This is a genomic window from Pantoea sp. WMus005 (assembly GCF_013415305.1).
Taxonomy (GTDB): Bacteria; Pseudomonadota; Gammaproteobacteria; order Enterobacterales; family Enterobacteriaceae; genus Pantoea; species Pantoea rara.
In genome coordinates, this window is the sequence record NZ_JACBXU010000004.1 from 42,283 (window position 1) to 59,771 (window position 17,489).

Below are 17,489 nucleotides of genomic sequence, written 5' to 3' on the forward strand. Positions count from 1 at the left end.
GCTTTTTGCATTCGTACTCAGATAATCTTATAAACGATTATTCACGAAAAAGTGCTTCAATGCTCAGGCCCTGCGCCTGCAGGATTTCACGCAGACGGCGCAAACCTTCAACCTGGATCTGGCGTACACGCTCACGGGTTAAGCCGATTTCACGACCTACATCCTCAAGCGTTGCCGCTTCATAGCCCAACAGGCCGAAACGACGTGCCAGCACTTCACGCTGCTTGGCGTTCAGTTCGAACAGCCATTTGACGATGCTTTGTTTCATATCATCGTCCTGCGTGGTGTCTTCCGGGCCGTTGTCTTTCTCATCGGCCAGAATGTCCAGCAGCGCTTTTTCAGAATCACCGCCTAATGGCGTATCAACCGAGGTAATGCGTTCGTTAAGACGTAACATGCGGCTTACGTCATCAACCGGTTTATCCAGCTGTTCGGCGATCTCTTCTGCACTCGGCTCGTGGTCGAGTTTATGAGAAAGTTCACGCGCAGTACGCAGATAAACATTCAGTTCTTTCACAATGTGAATTGGCAGACGAATGGTACGGGTTTGATTCATGATCGCCCGTTCAATAGTCTGACGAATCCACCAGGTGGCGTACGTTGAGAAACGGAACCCGCGCTCCGGGTCAAATTTCTCTACGGCGCGAATCAGGCCGAGGTTACCTTCTTCAATCAGGTCCAGCAGAGCTAAACCACGATTGCTGTAACGACGGGCGATTTTTACCACCAGGCGTAAGTTACTTTCGATCATGCGGCGACGGGAAGGGATATCACCCCGCAATGCACGGCGAGCGAAGAAAACTTCTTCCTCTGCCGTTAACAACGGAGAATAGCCAATCTCCCCGAGATAGAGCTGCGTCGCATCTAATACACGCTGCGTCGCACCCTGTGATAGCAACTCTTCTTCCGCTACGTCGCTATCACTGGCTTCGTTTTCAACGAGTGCCTTCTCGTCAAAAATTTCAGCTCCGTTCTCATCGAATTCCGCGTTCTCATGTAACTCGTTTACTTTCAGCGTATTCTGGCTCATAAGCGGCTCCTACCCGTGATTCCAGGGCAGAACATACATCTGTTTTGTTCTGCCGGATTATCGCTGCGGTAAATAACGCAACGGGTTTACGGATTTCCCCTTGTAACGAATTTCAAAGTGTAATCTGACTGAACTGGTTCCGGTGCTACCCATGGTAGCGATCTTTTGCCCCGCCTTAACTTCCTGTTGTTCCCGAACCAGCATTGTATCGTTGTGGGCGTAGGCGCTCAGGTAATCATCGTTGTGTTTAATGATGATTAAATTACCGTAACCCCGGAGTGCGTTACCTGCGTAAACCACTCGTCCTGAAGCAGTGGCCACAACAGATTGTCCGCGCGTCCCGGCGATATCGATGCCTTTGTTGCCACCTTCGGCGGCAGAGAAGTTATCGATAATCTTCCCGTCAGTCGGCCAGCGCCAGCTTCCGACCGGCGTTGAACTGTTGGTTGTACTGCTAACCGTTGGGGGTGCGGTAACCACTGGAGCTGTTGTCGTTGCAACATTTGCTCCTTTCGAAGGCAACAATTTGCTGCCACCCGAATTACCCGAATCATCAGAATACGTAATAACAGGTTGCTGTGCAACAACAGGCGCTTTAATTTGCGGTGCCGCCGGAACCCCGCCCTGCGTTGCATCAGCAACGGTAATGGGATTGCCGCCAGTAATCGGCTGACCCGACCCATTGCCAATCTGTAAAGTCTGGCCGACATTCAGGCCATATGGCGCAGGAACATTGTTGCGCTGGGCTAAATCACGGAAATCGTTGCCGGTAATCCAGGCGATGTAAAATAATGTGTCGCCTCGCTTAACGGTATAAGTTTCACCGGAGTAGCTACCCTTAGGAATGTTCTGATAACTGCGATTGTAAACAATCCGGCCATTCTGCGTCTCAACATTACTGTTGGTACTAATCATTCCACCAGTAGCGGGGACAGATGCTGAATTTTTGCTTAACATTTGTCCCTGGGCTGGTGTGGCAGGAACGCCGCCTGAAACCGTGTCTGCTCCAGACTGGTTTGTGTTCATGCCGCCATTATCGCCAACGCGACTGATGGGGGCCTGTGAATTGTCGCTGGAGCTGCAGCCTGCCAGCCAAAAACCTACCAGTGAAAGCGCCGCCAGACGGCGTAACTGAAAAAGTGTGCTTCCCGTGCTCATTAATCCCCCGTGATGGCAACTCTGATCTATCTGTTTCACTGTATCTGCCAGCAGGATACTCTGCGCGGCGCGATAAAATCTGCGTTTTCGTTGTATAAACCGGATAGTAACAACATCAGGTACGTGGTGCCATGAAACAGTTGTGAAGAAATACGAAGAGGGTCAGGCCAGATCGCCCTGCACCAGTGGGACAAAACGTACTGGTTCGATGATCTCTTCTGTGACCTCTTCGCCCTGACGACGCAGGCGCTTCAGTACCTGCTGATCTTCGCCAACCGGCAGCACCATGATGCCGCCTTCTGCCAGTTGTGCTATCAGCGCAATCGGAATTTCCGGTGGTGCGGCAGTGACGATAATGGCGTCGAACGGGCCACGTGAAGGCCAGCCCTGCCAGCCATCGCCATGACGGGTCGAGACATTATGCAGATCCAGCTGTTTCAGGCGACGCTTAGCTTGCCACTGCAGCCCTTTGATGCGTTCCACTGAATAGACATGGTCCACCAGATAGGCAAGAATCGCCGTCTGATAACCTGAACCCGTCCCAATCTCAAGTACGCGAGAATGCGGATTAAGTTCCAGCAGCGCGGTCATCCGCGCGACCATATAAGGCTGAGATATCGTCTGGCCAGAGCCGATAGGCAGGGCAACATTGTCCCAGGCTTTATGCTCGAACGCCTCGTCAATAAAACGTTCGCGCGGGACCTCGCTAATGGCTTTCAGCAGGTTTTCATCATCAATGCCCTGCTGACACAGTTGTGACAGCAGTGTCTCAATACGCCGATTCACCATGCCAGGTTTACCTCAGCTTTTGCCAGCCAGTCACTGAGCACGTCCTGCGCGCTGTGCGCCGTTAAGTCGACATGCAGCGCGGTGACCGAGACGTAGCCCTGATCCACGGCAGCAAAATCCGTATCCGGACCCGCATCGAGCTTTTCGCCTGGTGGTCCAATCCAGTAGAGGGTATTGCCGCGCGGATCCTGCTGCGCAATCACCTGATCCGCTGGATGGCGGCTGCCACAGCGCGTCACGCGGATACCTTTTAGTTCGGACAACGGCAGATCAGGGACATTGATGTTGAGAATGCGGCCGGTACGCAGCGGTTCATGCGTCAGCGCCCTGAGGAGTGCGCAGGTCACCGCCGCTGCGGTGTCGTAATGCTGATGGCCATTGAGCGACACCGCGATTGCCGGTAAGCCAAGATGTCGTCCCTCCATTGCTGCCGCCACTGTGCCGGAATAGATCACATCGTCGCCCAGATTGGGGCCAGCATTGATGCCTGATACCACAATGTCGGGACGCGGCTGCATCAGCGCATTCACCCCCAGATAGACGCAGTCGGTCGGCGTCCCCATCTGAACCGCGATATCACCGTTTTCATGGGTGAACGTACGCAGAGGTGTTTCCAGCGTTAATGAGTTTGAGGCACCGCTTCGGTTACGATCGGGGGCAACAACCTGTACGTCAGCAATCTGCCGCAGGGCTTTCGCCAGAGTCTGAATACCTGGCGCATGAATGCCGTCATCGTTGCTGAGCAATATCCGCATTTCGTTCTGACCTTTTTTTATTCGACTGGTCGCCGTGACTGAACCTGTTTTAACGGCATGGCAACAGGTGAGAAATGGACAGCGATTTTTGCATTCTAGCGAGGCGCGCCAGGAAGTGGTAGGCGTAAATCACACGACAGTGGGGGTTTGCCGCAACATTACCCACACAGCGGGTCAGGTTGCGGCGAAGATTACTCATCAATCTGATCGGGCGAGTCTGCGGGGGTCAGTAGCTCACGAACCACGCTGGTCGCAAAGCTGCCTGCGGGCAGCCAGAATGACAGCGACAGCGTGACGTCATCCCACCAGCTCCACTGCATATCGCGCGGCACCATCAGCATGGCGCGACGGGCTGCATCAACCTTTTCACGTTCAATCAGTCCCAGCAGCAGCGTGTCATTCGCCAGCGCCTGCTGTTCGAAGGCAAGCGCGTCAGCCTGCGGGCCCGGCTCACCACGTCCGGGTAGCGGCGCGGTAATGCGCAGCTCATGCTGATCAACCCGGCGCTGTGACTCTTCAAGTTCATCAGGTTGAGCGATAAACCAGCTGCCGCGTCCGGTCAGCTGTAAAGCATCGCCGTTAAGCACCTGAGTCAGGCCGCCCTGCTGTTGCAGACGCGCACTGGTCACCTGATTAAACAGCGCACTGCGCGCGGCAGAGAGCATCAGGCTGCGCTTGTTGCGGTCACGAACAATGATTTCATTGCGCGCCCATTTTTCCGCCATCACCAGGTTGTTGCCACCGCGACCAAAGCGCTGTTCACCAAAATAGTTGGGTACGCCCGCATCGCGAATCTGCGCCAGTCGCGTTTCGACTGCATTACGGTCACTAATCTGGCGGATGACCAGACGGAACGCATTCCCTGCCAGCGCGCCGATGCGCAGCTTGCGTTTGTGGCGCACCGCCTGAAGGATCTCGATCCCTTCCAGCGCAAAACCGCGCAGGTCGGGCATTGCATTACCCGGCAGACGAAAACAGAGCGTCTGTTCTGTCACCGCATGGCGATCTTTCATCCCGGCATAGCTCATGTCGCGCTGATGAATACCGAGATACTTAGCCAGTGCCTCCGCTACAAAGCGGGTATTGGCCCCGACTTTGCGGATGCGCACCAGTAAGTGCTCACCTTCACCATCCGCGCTATAACCGAGATCTTCAATCACCACGAAATCTTCCGGATTGGCTTTGATCACGCCAGAAGCCCTGGGTGTGCCGTGCAGGTAATTCAGAATCATTGGCTGTCAGCTTTCAGGACTAACGCGACCGCTTCGCAGGCAATGCCTTCGCCGCGCCCGGTAAAGCCGAGTTTCTCGGTAGTAGTCGCTTTAACGTTGACCGCGTCCATATGGCAGCCCAGATCCTCTGCAATGTTAATGCGCATCTGCGGCACGTGCGGCAGCATTTTCGGTGCCTGAGCAATAATCGTAACGTCGACATTACCGATGCGATAGCCTTTGGCTTCGATACGACGCCAGGCTTCACGCAGCAGGCCGCGGCTGTCGGCTCCTTTGAAGGCCGGATCGGTGTCGGGGAACAGCTTGCCGATATCCCCCATTGCCACTGCGCCCAGCAGCGCATCAGTCAGCGCATGCAGCGCCACATCGCCATCCGAATGGGCGATAAAACCGTGTTCAAACGGGATCCGCACACCGCCAATCACTAACGGACCCTCTCCGCCAAAGGCGTGAACGTCAAAACCGTGACCGATACGCATCATGCGCTCTCCTTTAATTGAATCTGATTCAGATAAAAAGCCGCCAGCGCCAGATCCTCTGGCCGGGTGACTTTGATGTTATCACTGCGTCCGCTGACCAGCAGCGGATGGTAACCGCAATACTCCAGCGCCGAGGCTTCATCGGTGATGGTTGCGCCTTCTGTCAGCGCCCGCGTCAGGCAGGCAGTAAGCAGCGCATGCGGGAAAAATTGCGGTGTTAAGGCGTGCCAGAGATCGTCGCGTTCCACGGTATGGGCCACTGCGTCTTTGCCTGGCTCGCCCCGTTTCATGGTGTCGCGCACTGGTGCAGCGAGAATTCCACCCACGTGGCTCTGTTCACGCACGTTAAGCAGTTTCTGGAGGTCGTCGGGATGCAGACAGGGACGCGCAGCGTCATGAACCAGCACCCAGGCGGAACCCTGTGCGGCCTGCAATCCGGCCAGCACCGATTCGGCGCGGGTCTCTCCGCCTGTGACCCTGAGCACACGAGGATCGCGAGCCAGCGGCAGCGAAGCGAAATGCTGATCATCAGGGCTGAGGGCGACAATCACCTGTTTGATGGCGGGATGGGAAAACAGACGAGCAATGCTGTGTTCCAGAAGGGTGTGCTGACCAATCGTCAGATACTGCTTCGGACAGGTTGATTGCATGCGGCTGCCGATCCCGGCAGCAGGCACCACGGCAATCACATCCGCAAGGGAGGCCAGAGTGTTCATGTTTTATCGTTGTTGGTTGAGCGCTGCTTGTTGCGCGTTGCGTTTGCTCTGGTCAGGCACCAGACGATAGAAAGTCTCACCGGGCTTAATCATGCCCAGTTCATTGCGTGCGCGCTCCTCGATCGCTTCCGAGCCGCCATTGAGATCGTCAATTTCGGCAAACAGCTGATCGTTTCGCGATTTAAGTTTGGCATTGTTTGCCTGTTGCACCGCGACATCATCATTGACGCGCGTATAGTCATGGATGCCATTTTTCCCCAGCCACAACGAATATTGTAGCCAGCCAAGCAGCACCAATAACAGTAACGTCAGTTTTCCCATCCCGCCCCCTAAAAACGGCCCAATCATCCCATAACTTTGCACAGGACTCCACACCAGCGGCGAAAATGGCGCGCTTTGCTGCGCGTCTGTGTAATCAGTACCGATTCTGACGGGAAAAGATTTGTAACCTGCCGATGCGTTTGCACATCAGCGCGGACGCCGTAATGGCTTACCAGCCGGAGAGAAAAGAGAACATTAACCAGAAGAGAGTCACCACCATAATGACCGTGGCGAGGGCGGCCCAGAGCCAGTGTCCGCTCAGCAGCGTACTCAGTGCGATGCCCGTAACCACGGCAACCGGCAGCAGCGCCAGAAAGAATGGCCAGGTATAGAGAAAGAAGAACAGGGTGTTAGAGCCGAACAGCAGGAAAGGAAGTGCCAGCGCACACCAGTAAGCGAGTAAGCCGATAACGCCGCCCGGCAGCAATGAGCGTGGCTCATCCTGGGGGGAGTCATCTTTACGAGCGAGCATGGGTGTGATGTTCTGCATAGGCATCCTGTTGTAGCGAGGGCGGCAAACCCGAAGCGATTTGCCGCTGTCTCTTCAGGATCTGATGATATCGCGGTCGCGCAGTACGTCTAACAATTGGGCGGCCAGTTTTGTAACCAATTGTTCTCCATCCAGCTGGATTTCCGGGCTTTCGGGTGCTTCATAGACGCTGTCGATACCGGTGAAATTACGCAGCTCACCAGCGCGTGCTTTGCGGTATAACCCTTTCGGGTCGCGCGCTTCGCACACCGCTAACGGCGTATCGACAAACACTTCGATAAACTGCCCCGGCTCCAGCAGGTCACGCACCATCTGACGCTCGGCGCGATGCGGCGAAATAAAGGCCGTAAGCACCACAAGTCCGGCATCCACCATCAGTTTCGCCACTTCGCCGACCCGCCGGATGTTCTCCTTGCGGTCATCATCGCTGAAGCCGAGGTCACGACAAAGGCCGTGACGCACATTGTCACCATCCAGCAGATAGGTGCTGACACCGATGCGGTGCAGCGCCTGCTCCAGCGCACCTGCGACCGTCGATTTCCCCGAGCCCGAAAGCCCGGTGAACCACAGCACCACGCCCTGATGGCCGTGCTGCTGTTCGCGTGAGGCTCGTGTTACCGGATGGTCATGCCACACCACGTTATCATCGTGCTGAGCCATTATTGACCGCCCAGCAGATCGCGTGCATTCCAGTGTGGGAAATGACGGCGCACCAGCGCATTCAGTTCCAGCTCAAATGCGCTGAACTCACCAGCGTTAACCGGGGCATCATGGTTTGGCTGATGAATCATGCCGGCACCTACGGTGACGTTGGTCAGGCGATCGATAAAGATCATGCCGCCGGTCACCGGGTTCTGCTGATAGCTGTCGAGTACCATCGGTTCGTCGAAGGTTAACTCAATGCGACCTATACCGTTCAGCGGCAGTGCATCAACCTGACGCGTCTCCAGCGAGTTGATCTCGACCTGATGCAGCACCTTCTCTACCCGACCACGGGTTTTCTTACCGGCGATTTTCAGATCATAGCTCTGACCGGCCTGCAGCGGCTGTTCTGCCATCCAGACCACGTCAACGCTGGCAGACTGAACCGCAGCCAGCGTTTCGCTGGCATCGACCAGCAGATCGCCACGGCTGATATCAATCTCATCCTGCAGTACCAGGGTGATCGCTTCGCCAGCGCCCGCTTCCTGCAGATCGCCATCAAAGGTCACAATGCGGGCAATGGTCGACTCCACGCCAGACGGCAGTACTTTAACGCGCTGGCCCACCTGCACGCTGCCTGATGCCAGGGTACCGGCATAGCCACGGAAATCCAGGTTAGGACGGTTGACATACTGCACCGGGAAACGCATCGGCTGATGATCGACGACGCGCTTCAGCTCCACAGTCTCCAGTACATCCAGCAGTGTCGGGCCGCTGTACCACGACATCGTCTGACTGGCAGAGGCCACGTTATCCCCTTCCAGCGCCGACATTGGCACAAAGCGGATATCGAGGTCGTCCGGCAGCTGGCCAGCAAAATCCAGGTAATCCTGTTTGATCTGCTCGTAGCGTGCCTGATCGTACTCCACCAGATCCATCTTGTTGATCGCCACCACCAGGTGTTTGATCCCCAGCAGCGTCGAGATAAAGCTGTGACGACGGGTCTGATCCAGCACGCCTTTACGCGCGTCGATCAACAGGATCGCCAGATCACAGGTAGATGCACCGGTCGCCATATTACGGGTGTACTGCTCATGTCCCGGCGTGTCGGCGATAATAAATTTACGCTTTTCAGTCGAGAAGTAGCGGTAGGCCACATCAATGGTAATGCCCTGCTCACGCTCAGCCTGCAGACCATCTACCAGCAGCGCCAGATCGAGTTTCTCGCCCTGGGTGCCATGGCGTTTGCTGTCGTTGTGCAGCGAGGAAAGCTGATCTTCATAGATCTGACGGGTATCATGCAACAGACGGCCAATCAGAGTACTTTTTCCGTCGTCAACGCTGCCGCAGGTCAGAAAACGCAGCAGGCTCTTGTGCTGTTGAGTGGTCAGCCAGGCTTCAACGCCGCCCTGGTCAGCAATCTGTTGTGCAATTACGGTATTCATCTGGCGTCTCCTTAGAAATAACCCTGGCGTTTTTTCAGTTCCATCGAACCGGACTGATCGCGATCGATCATGCGGCCCTGACGCTCGCTGGTGGTGGAAACCAGCATCTCTTCGATGATCTCAGGCAGCGTCTGCGCTTCGGACTCGACTGCACCAGTCAGCGGCCAGCAGCCGAGCGTACGGAAACGGACCATCCGCTGGGTGATCTCTTCACCCGGCTGCAGGTTGATGCGATCGTCATCGATCATCATCAGCATGCCATCACGCTCCAGCACCGGACGTGGCGCGGCGAGATAGAGCGGTACGATCTCGATGTTTTCCAGGAAGATGTACTGCCAGATATCCAGTTCGGTCCAGTTCGACAGCGGGAAGACGCGGATGCTCTCGCCCTTGTTGATCTGACCGTTGTAGTTGTGCCACAGCTCAGGGCGCTGGTTTTTCGGGTCCCAGCGATGGAAGCGGTCACGGAAGGAGTAGATACGCTCTTTGGCACGTGACTTCTCTTCATCGCGACGTGCGCCGCCAAAGGCCGCATCAAAACCATATTTGTTCAGTGCCTGCTTCAGCCCTTCGGTTTTCATAATGTCAGTGTGTTTAGCACTGCCGTGGACAAACGGGTTAATCCCCATCGCCACACCTTCCGGGTTGCGGTGAACCAGCAACTCTGCGCCCATCGCTTTCACGGTGCGGTCGCGAAATTCATACATTTCGCGGAATTTCCAGCCGGTATCCACATGCAGTAACGGAAATGGCAGCGTGCCTGGATAGAAGGCTTTACGCGCCAGATGCAGCATCACCGAAGAGTCTTTACCGATGGAGTACATCATCACCGGGTTGCTGAACTCCGCCGCGACTTCGCGAATGATGTGAATACTCTCCGCCTCCAGCTGACGCAGATGAGTGAGTCGTTTTTGGTCCATGATTTTCCCTCAAGCCAGATTGACAACGGCGGACTCGCGAGCCCCCTGCTGTGCCGAATGTTTAAACCAGGCGAGTTGCCCGTGCAGATTAACCACCTCGCCGATCACCAGTAGCGCCGGAGTAGGTGCTGAGGCGGCCAGCGCCTCAAGTTGTTCTAAGGTGCCGGTCAGCACCTGTTGATCCTGACGGGTGCCGCGACTGATTACCGCCACCGGCGTTGACGGCGCACGACCGTGCTGAATCAGCGCCTGGCTGATGGCAGCCGCTTTAACCGTTCCCATGTAGATCGCCAGCGTCTGACGCGCACGCGCCAGCGATGGCCAGTCAATGTCATCCCCATCGGGACGGCAGTGACCGGTAATAAACATCACGCTCTGCGCGTAATCGCGATGGGTCAGCGGAATACCGGCATAGGCTGTCGCCCCGGCAGCCGCGGTAACGCCCGGCACCACCTGGAAAGGAATGCCCGCCTGCTGCGCCGCCTGCAGTTCTTCGCCGCCACGGCCAAAGATAAACGGATCACCACCTTTAAGGCGGACAACACGCTTGCCTTTCAGCGCCAGTGAAACCAGTAACTGGTTTATCTCTTCCTGCGGCAACGTGTGTGCGCTGGCCCGTTTGCCGACGCAGATGCGATCGGCGTCGCGGCGCACCAGATCCAGTACTTCTTCGCTGACCAGATGGTCATAGAGCACCACATCGGCTAACTGCATCACCTGCAGCCCGCGCAGCGTCAGCAGGCCGCTGTCACCAGGCCCGGCTCCCACCAGAAAAATTTCGCCCTGGCGGGTCGGCTCTTCCTGCAGTTCACGGTCCAGCGTGCGTTTCGCCTCTTCGACGTTACCGGCTGACATCTCACTGGCGAACCGGCCGTTAAAAGCCCTTTCCCAGAAGCGCCGACGATCAGACATGCGGCTGAAGCGCTGTTTGACTTTATCGCGCCAGAGTCCGGCCACTTCTGCCATCTGGCCGAGGCTGGCGGGCAGCAGCGTTTCGATTTTTTCGCGCAGCATGCGTGCCAGCACCGGTGCAGTGCCGCTGGAGGAGATCGCCACCACCAGCGGTGAGCGGTCAACAATCGAGGGGAAGATGAAGGTGCATTTTGGCTGGTCATCCACCACGTTAACCAGCTTATGCCGCGCGTTAGCGGCTTCAAACACCTGGGCGTTGAGATGGTTGTCATCGGTGGCAGCAATCACCAGGAAAACGCCATCCAGCTGGGACGGATCAAATTCGGTCGCCAGCCACTCCAGCTCCTGCTTATCCAGCAGTTCCTGCAGTTCAGGGCAAAGTTCACGAGAGGCGATCAGAACGCGCGCACGCGCACGACGCAACAGTTCAATTTTTCGCGACGCAATATCTCCACCGCCGACAACCAGAACCGGGCGGCCAGAGAGATCGGCAAAAAGAGGCAAATAGTCCACGTTAACCCTGATGTTTTAACTTTGTATTAACGCGACTATACGTCGCTGGGTTTATCCAGATGAAATTACGAATTGGAATGAGTAGTTACCGAATGGAATAACGACGCCGCAAAGCACAGAACAATTTGGTCTTAGCAGATGAAATTTAATGCCTTTTTCGTGAACAGGTTCACAGATTCGCACTCGTTCCTGCGGCTGTAAAAGCAGATAAGTGCCAGCGATAAGTGCGCGTCGCTTCTTTCTGTTCACGCAGCGCCCGATTCCGCTAACCAGGTCGCAGAACAAAAAGAGTATAATACGCGCGACATGACTGGCCCTGGCCGGCATGCAGCACGCCTCCCGGATAATGAAAAGAAGGATGCATTATGTTTTGTTCCCTCCGCTTGAGGGTAGCGACAGCTTTTTTTGGCGCACTCATTTCCCCGCTGGCGCTGGCCTCGCAAACTGGCCAGTTTGCCGAACAGCAGGTCCGGCACATCGCCACTTATTTCCCTGGCCGCATGAGCGGCAGTCCGGCTGAGCTGATGGCCGCTGACTACCTGCAACAGCAATTTACCGCGCTGGGTTATAAAACCAATACCCGCCAGTTCAACACCGGCTATAAGTGGCAGGAAGATGACGGCACGCAGCGCTGGCATAAGCTCACGGCCACTTCGGTGATTGCTGCGCGCGCAGGCAGCGTGCCGCAGGAGATTCTGATCGTGGCGCATCTGGATACCTGGACGCCGCAAAACAGCAACCAGGTCCATCATAATCTGGGTGGCTTACGGCTGCAGGGTGTTGACGATAATGCGTCCGGCCTTGGCGTGATGCTGGAGCTGGCACAGCAGCTGAGTCGCAAGCCGCTGCACTATGGCATCCGCTTTGTAGCCCTGAGCGCCGGAGAAATGGATTTGCACGGCATGGATGATTATGTTGAGCGTATGAGCGCGCGCGAAAAGAAGAACACGTTGCTGGTCATCGATCTCAACAGCCTGATCACCGGCGATCATCTCTATTTCAATAGCGGCATGAACACGCCCAGGGCGGTGCGCAAGCAGACCAGCGATCGCGCCCTGCTACTGGCGCGTCAGCAGGGCATTCCCGCCGCCAGTCATCAGCTGAATCGCAAGGACTTTAACGGTCTGAATGCCTTCGACAAGGCGGGCTTTCCGTTGCTGGATGTCACCGCCAGCAACTGGACGCTGGGTAACAAAGATGGCGCGCTGCAGCGTCATCGCAGCCCGCACTTTCCTGATGGCGTGACCCGTCATCAGACTGACCTGGATAATCTGAGCTATATCGACCGCTGGCTGCCGGGTCAGATAGCCGTGCGAACCCGCGACAGCATCCGCGTGCTGCTGCCGCTGATCAGCGAACTGAGCAATCCCAAAGTGTGATGGTCTGATAGGTACGTGGTCTTTCTGAATTATTTTCGTCCGATAGAAGACGTTGACGCGCTGCTGGTCAGGGAGATGGAACGTGAAGCGCTGGAGGCGATCTTAGCGGAAGATCCGTTTGTCGCGGTGGCAGAGTATGAGGTGACGAAAGTGAATGTGACCCGTGCAGCGGAGGCGTTTGCCGGATTAAAAGGCGTTTAACCTCCCGCCTGACGGTCGCGAAACACTTCTCTCCCTGATTTCAGGGAGAGAAGTACGGCATTAGCCTTCGTGCAGACCACACTCACGCTTAAGACCGAAGAAGCGTGTCTCTTCTTCTGCCATACCCGGCTCCCACTTGCGGGTGGTATGGGTATCGCCCACCGAAAGATAACCTTCATCCCACAGCGGATGGTACTTCAGCTTGTGCTGCTCCAGATACTGATGAATCTGGCGGTTATCCCAGTCGATAATCGGCAGCAGCTTGAAGACGCCACGCTGCACGCCCAGCACCGGCAGATTCGCCCGGCTGCCGGACTGATCGCGGCGCAGGCCGGCAAACCAGGTCTGCGCGCCCAGGGTTTCAATAGCGCGGTTCATCGGCTCGACTTTGTTAATCTCGTTATATTTCTCAATCCCCTCAACGCCCTGCTCCCACAGTTTGCCGTAACGCGCTTCCTGCCAGGCCGGTGAGGTTTCAGCGCGAAACACTTTGAGGTTGAGATTGAGCTGGTCTGCCAGCTCATCAATAAAACGATAGGTCTCCGGGAACAAATAGCCGGTGTCAGTCAGGATCACCGGAATATCGGGCTGCTGACGCGTCACCAGATGCAGCGACACCGCGGCCTGAATACCGAAACTGGAGGAGAGCACATAGGCGCCCGGCAGATTCTCCAGCGCCCAGCTGACCCGCTCTTCCGCTGATGACTTCTCCAGCTGCGCATTGGTCGCAGCCAGCGCCATTGCACGCTGGACTTTGGACATCTCATTCAGTGCTGCGAGGTCGGGCTGACTCATTTTGCTTCCTCCCAAAAATCGCGTGCCGGGTCCAGCACCGGCGCAACAATGCCCGCGCGGATGGTGAAGTCACCAAAGCCTTCTGCGGCCTGGCGCTCGGTGGCCCAGCGTCCCACCAGCTCATCAATCGTGGCGAGAATTTCGCTTTCGTTAATGTTTTCACGGTACATACGGGGAATACGCGTTCCGCTGCGGTTTCCGCCCAGATGCAGGTTGTAGCGGCCTGGCGCTTTACCCACCAGACCCAGCTCAGCCAGCATGGCACGGCCGCAACCGTTCGGACAACCAGTAACGCGTAACACTATGTGCTCATCGCCGACGCCATGCGCGTGCATGATCCCTTCCACTTTGGTCACAAACGCTGGCAGGAAACGTTCGGCTTCTGCCATCGCCAGCGGACAGGTCGGAAACGCGACGCAGGCCATCGAGTTTTCGCGCTGTGGGGTGACGTGATCCATCAGACCATGTTCACGGGCGATCGCTTCGATCTGCGCTTTTTCACTTTCCGGCACGCCCGCCACAATCAGGTTCTGATTAGCGGTCAGGCGGAAATCACCCTGATGAATTTTCGCAATTTCCGCGATGCCGCTTTTCAGCGGTCGGCCCGGATAGTCGAGCAGTCGGCCATTTTCAATAAACAGCGTGAGGTGCCATTTATTGTCGATGCCTTTGATCCAGCCAATGCGATCGCCACGGGTGGTGAACTCATAGGGACGGATCGGCTCAAATGTCACACCGGCACGTTTTTCAACTTCTGCTTTAAAGGTCTCGACGCCAACGCGTTCCAGAGTGTACTTAGTTTTGGCGTTTTTACGGTCGGTACGGTTACCCCAGTCGCGCTGAGTCGTGACAACCGCCTCGGCTACATCAAGGATCTTCTCAACCGGGAAATAACCAAACTCGCTGGCGGTGCGCGCATACGTTGCTTTATTACCGTGCTCAATCGACAGGCCGCCGCCCACCAGCAGGTTGAAGCCCACCAGCTTGCCGTGCTCGGCGACCGCGACAAAGTTCAGATCGTTGGCGTGCAGATCCACATCGTTATGCGGCGGGATCACTACCGTGGTTTTGAATTTACGCGGCAGATAGGTTTCACCGAGGATCGGTTCTTCATCGGTGGTGGCGACTTTTTCTTTATCCCACCAGATCTCTGCATAGGCACGGGTGCGTGGCAGCAGATGCTCAGAGAGCTTCTTCGCCCACTCATAGGCTTCCTGATGCAGTTCCGATTCCACCGGATTCGAAGTACAGAGCACATTACGGTTCACATCGTTGGCGGTCGCCAGCGCATCCAGTCCGACTTCATGCAGCATCTGGTGCGTTGGCTTGACGTTCTTCTTCAGAATACCGTGAAACTGGAAGGTCTGACGGTTGGTCAGACGGATGCTGCCATAAATGGTTTTATCGGTGGCAAATTTGTCGATGGCCAGCCACTGGGTCGGCGTAATGATGCCACCCGGCAGTCGGCAGCGCAGCATCATCGCATGGCGCGGTTCCAGCTTCTGCTCGGCACGTTCGGCGCGAATGTCGCGATCGTCCTGCTGATACATGCCGTGAAAACGGATTAACAGGAAGTTGTCGCCGGTAAAACCGCCGGTCAGACCTTCTTCCAGATCTTCTTTGATGGTGCCGCGCAGATAGTTACTCTGCTTCTTCAGACGCTCAGCGTCTGTTAATTTGCCTTCGACAACCAGCGGTCCAGGGTGTTTATCACTCATTAGTAAACGTCTCGCTGATAACGGCGCTCAATGCGCAGCTCACTTAAAAATTCGTCGGCCGTTTCACGATCCATTCCGCCGTGTTCGACCACCACATCCAGCAGTGCCTGCTCGACGTCTTTTGCCATACGGTTCGCATCGCCACAGACATAAAGATGCGCGCCCTCTTCAATCCAGCGCCAGACTTCGGCCCCTTTCGCGCGGATCTTATCCTGTACGTAAATCTTCTCTGCCTGATCGCGTGACCAGGCGAGATCGATATTCGTCAGCAGACCATCCTTCACATATTTCTGCCACTCCACCTGATAGAGGAAATCGTCGGTGAAGTGCGGATTACCAAAGAATAGCCAGTTTTTGCCGCTGGCACCGTCGTTGTCGCGCTGCTGCATAAAGGCGCGGAACGGCGCGATGCCGGTGCCAGGGCCAATCATGATCACCGGCGCGTCCGGATTAGCCGGCAGGCGGAAATTGTCGTTGTGTTCGATAAAGACGCGGACTTCGCCCTCTTCTTCGATGCGATCGGCCAGCCAGGTCGATGCACCGCCGCCGCGCTGACGACCTTCAATATCAAAGCGCACGGCACCCACGGTGATGTGCACTTCGGACTCGGTTTCGGCCTGCGAAGAGGCAATAGAGTAGAGTCGCGGCGTCAGGGGTCGTAACATACTGGTCAGCTGTTCTGCAGTGAGTTCAGCTGGCGCCAGACGCACCATATCCACAATCGGATAGTGCTGCGCATACTGCTGCAACCTGGCTTTATCATCCACCAGCGACAGCAGCTCGGCGTTGCGGGACAGCTGGGCATACTGCGACACGATCTGCGCAGTATTCACCGTCAGCTCGAAATGCTTCTGCAGCGCCTCAGCCAGCGGCAGGGTTTTGCCCTGAACCTCTACTGACTCATCGCCTTTCAGCCACACCAGCTCCAGCAGCTCGCTGACCAGCGCCGCGTCATTTTCATACCAGACGCCCAGCGCATCGCCAGGCTGGTAGCGCAGACCCGAGTCGCCCAGATCGATTTCGATATGGCGTACATCTTTATCTGAGTCACGTCCGGTAATTTTCTGATTCACCGCCAGACTGGCGCTGAGCGGAGACTCTTTGCTGTAGGGACTGGTAGTGACTTCGTTGACGCTGCCTGCCGCTGTCGCTGCAGCCTGCGCCGGGGATTCGGTCGGCACGCGCTTTTTCAGAATTTCCGTCAGCGCACTGCGCCAGGCGGTAGCCTGCTCAGCATACTCGACGTCCGCATCGACGCGATCCAGCAGACGTTCGCCGCCCAGTTCGGCCAGACGAGTGTCAAAATCTTTGCCCGCCTGACTGAAGAATTCATAGGAGGTATCGCCCAGGCCAAACACCGCAAAAGCTGCACCGGCCATTTTGGGTGCCTTTTTCGACATCAGGAATTTATGCAGCGCCACCGCCTCTTCCGGCGGCTCGCCTTCGCCCTGGGTGGAGGTCACAACCACCAGCATTTTTTCCTGGCCAATCTGTTTGAATTTGTAATCACCGGCATTCACCAGATTGACGTTCAGCTTCGCGGCCAGCAGGTCATCACGCAACTGTTCAGCCAGACGACGGGCGTTACCGGTCTGGGAAGCGGAAAGCAGCGTAATGGCGGGCACTTCAGCCGGAGCAGGCGCGGATGCAGTGCTGGCGACGGCGCTACCCGGCGTCTGTTCAACCCGGCCCCAGAAATAGCCTGACAGCCACGCCAGTTGAGTCGGGGAATAATCTGTCGTCGCCGCCTGTAAGCGGGCGAGTTGTTCCGGGGAGAGCGGAAGCATTGAACCAGGTGCCTGAGTCGTCATCGCGTTAAAAATTCCAGTATCAGAAGTCCGGACCGTAAAGTGGCGGAAGAGTGCGTAGGTTACCGGTCCGTATATTAACGATTAAATACACCTTCGACATATCAAATAACCAAAATGACTAAATGGTTTTCCAGATAGTCGTAATCGTTAAAAGTGGTAAGCAAAGCGGTGATATATCAGTTA

18 protein-coding genes are annotated in these 17,489 nt (G+C 56.2%); 2 read left to right on the forward strand and 16 right to left on the reverse strand.

Annotated features, from left to right (window positions below):
• Positions 1–37: 37 nt before the first annotated feature.
• From rpoS to cysG, 13 genes are all read right to left on the reverse strand, one after another.
• Positions 38–1,030 (reverse strand): RNA polymerase sigma factor RpoS, encoded by a 993-nt coding sequence (gene rpoS, locus HZZ01_RS15055; protein WP_003849090.1) that lies wholly within the window; start codon positions 1,028–1,030, stop codon positions 38–40.
• A 57-nt stretch (positions 1,031–1,087) separates the two neighbouring features.
• Complete coding sequence (gene nlpD, locus HZZ01_RS15060; protein ID WP_179898421.1) at positions 1,088–2,188, reverse strand: murein hydrolase activator NlpD; 1,101 nt, start codon at positions 2,186–2,188, stop codon at positions 1,088–1,090.
• A 162-nt stretch (positions 2,189–2,350) separates the two neighbouring features.
• Complete coding sequence (locus tag HZZ01_RS15065; RefSeq protein WP_179898422.1) at positions 2,351–2,977, reverse strand: protein-L-isoaspartate(D-aspartate) O-methyltransferase; 627 nt, start codon at positions 2,975–2,977, stop codon at positions 2,351–2,353.
• Entirely contained in the window at positions 2,971–3,732 is a 762-nt protein-coding gene (gene surE, locus HZZ01_RS15070) for a 5'/3'-nucleotidase SurE (protein WP_179898423.1), read from the reverse strand. The genes HZZ01_RS15065 and surE overlap by 7 nt, the downstream gene beginning before the upstream one ends.
• Before the next feature lie 191 nt (positions 3,733–3,923).
• Positions 3,924–4,964: a tRNA pseudouridine(13) synthase TruD gene (gene truD, locus HZZ01_RS15075; RefSeq protein ID WP_179898424.1), complete on the reverse strand. Its 1,041-nt coding sequence runs from the start codon at positions 4,962–4,964 to the stop codon at positions 3,924–3,926.
• Positions 4,961–5,443 (reverse strand): 2-C-methyl-D-erythritol 2,4-cyclodiphosphate synthase, encoded by a 483-nt coding sequence (gene ispF / locus HZZ01_RS15080; RefSeq protein ID WP_008927107.1) that lies wholly within the window; start codon positions 5,441–5,443, stop codon positions 4,961–4,963. The genes truD and ispF overlap by 4 nt, the downstream gene beginning before the upstream one ends.
• A complete protein-coding gene (gene ispD / locus HZZ01_RS15085; protein ID WP_179898425.1) occupies positions 5,443–6,159 on the reverse strand; it encodes a 2-C-methyl-D-erythritol 4-phosphate cytidylyltransferase in 717 nt (238 codons plus the stop codon). Before ispD ends, ispF begins: the two co-directional genes overlap by 1 nt.
• Positions 6,160–6,162: 3 nt before the next feature.
• Complete coding sequence (gene ftsB, locus HZZ01_RS15090) at positions 6,163–6,480, reverse strand: cell division protein FtsB (RefSeq protein WP_179898426.1); 318 nt, start codon at positions 6,478–6,480, stop codon at positions 6,163–6,165.
• A 169-nt stretch (positions 6,481–6,649) separates the two neighbouring features.
• The gene (locus HZZ01_RS15095) at positions 6,650–6,970 is read right to left on the reverse strand and encodes a DUF3561 family protein (protein ID WP_179898427.1); all 321 of its coding nucleotides are present in this window, start codon (positions 6,968–6,970) and stop codon (positions 6,650–6,652) included.
• Between the two features lie 54 nt (positions 6,971–7,024).
• A complete protein-coding gene (gene cysC, locus HZZ01_RS15100) occupies positions 7,025–7,630 on the reverse strand; it encodes an adenylyl-sulfate kinase (RefSeq protein WP_090965709.1) in 606 nt (201 codons plus the stop codon).
• Complete coding sequence (cysN, locus tag HZZ01_RS15105) at positions 7,630–9,057, reverse strand: sulfate adenylyltransferase subunit CysN (RefSeq protein WP_179898428.1); 1,428 nt, start codon at positions 9,055–9,057, stop codon at positions 7,630–7,632. Before cysN ends, cysC begins: the two co-directional genes overlap by 1 nt.
• An 11-nt stretch (positions 9,058–9,068) precedes the next feature.
• Positions 9,069–9,977 (reverse strand): sulfate adenylyltransferase subunit CysD, encoded by a 909-nt coding sequence (cysD, locus tag HZZ01_RS15110; RefSeq protein WP_033733611.1) that lies wholly within the window; start codon positions 9,975–9,977, stop codon positions 9,069–9,071.
• 9 nt (positions 9,978–9,986) lie between these two features.
• The gene (gene cysG / locus HZZ01_RS15115) at positions 9,987–11,402 is read right to left on the reverse strand and encodes a siroheme synthase CysG (protein WP_179898429.1); all 1,416 of its coding nucleotides are present in this window, start codon (positions 11,400–11,402) and stop codon (positions 9,987–9,989) included.
• A 365-nt stretch (positions 11,403–11,767) separates the two neighbouring features.
• On the opposite strand from cysG, the gene HZZ01_RS15120 reads away from it, so the two are divergent.
• The gene (locus HZZ01_RS15120) at positions 11,768–12,781 is read left to right on the forward strand and encodes an aminopeptidase (RefSeq protein ID WP_179898430.1); all 1,014 of its coding nucleotides are present in this window, start codon (positions 11,768–11,770) and stop codon (positions 12,779–12,781) included.
• 15 nt (positions 12,782–12,796) lie between these two features.
• Complete coding sequence (locus HZZ01_RS15125) at positions 12,797–12,982, forward strand: hypothetical protein (RefSeq protein ID WP_179898431.1); 186 nt, start codon at positions 12,797–12,799, stop codon at positions 12,980–12,982.
• 60 nt (positions 12,983–13,042) lie between these two features.
• Here the strand turns inward: HZZ01_RS15125 and HZZ01_RS15130 are convergent, their stop codons facing one another.
• Genes HZZ01_RS15130 through cysJ form a run of 3 tightly spaced genes read right to left on the reverse strand, consistent with a single transcriptional unit; the run spans position 13,043 to position 17,306 of the window.
• Positions 13,043–13,777 (reverse strand): phosphoadenylyl-sulfate reductase, encoded by a 735-nt coding sequence (locus HZZ01_RS15130; RefSeq protein WP_004571209.1) that lies wholly within the window; start codon positions 13,775–13,777, stop codon positions 13,043–13,045.
• A complete protein-coding gene (gene cysI / locus HZZ01_RS15135; protein WP_179898432.1) occupies positions 13,774–15,495 on the reverse strand; it encodes an assimilatory sulfite reductase (NADPH) hemoprotein subunit in 1,722 nt (573 codons plus the stop codon). Before cysI ends, HZZ01_RS15130 begins: the two co-directional genes overlap by 4 nt.
• Positions 15,495–17,306, reverse strand: a complete 1,812-nt coding sequence (gene cysJ / locus HZZ01_RS15140) for an NADPH-dependent assimilatory sulfite reductase flavoprotein subunit (protein WP_179898433.1) — start codon at positions 17,304–17,306, stop codon at positions 15,495–15,497. Before cysJ ends, cysI begins: the two co-directional genes overlap by 1 nt.
• Positions 17,307–17,489 lie beyond the last annotated feature (183 nt).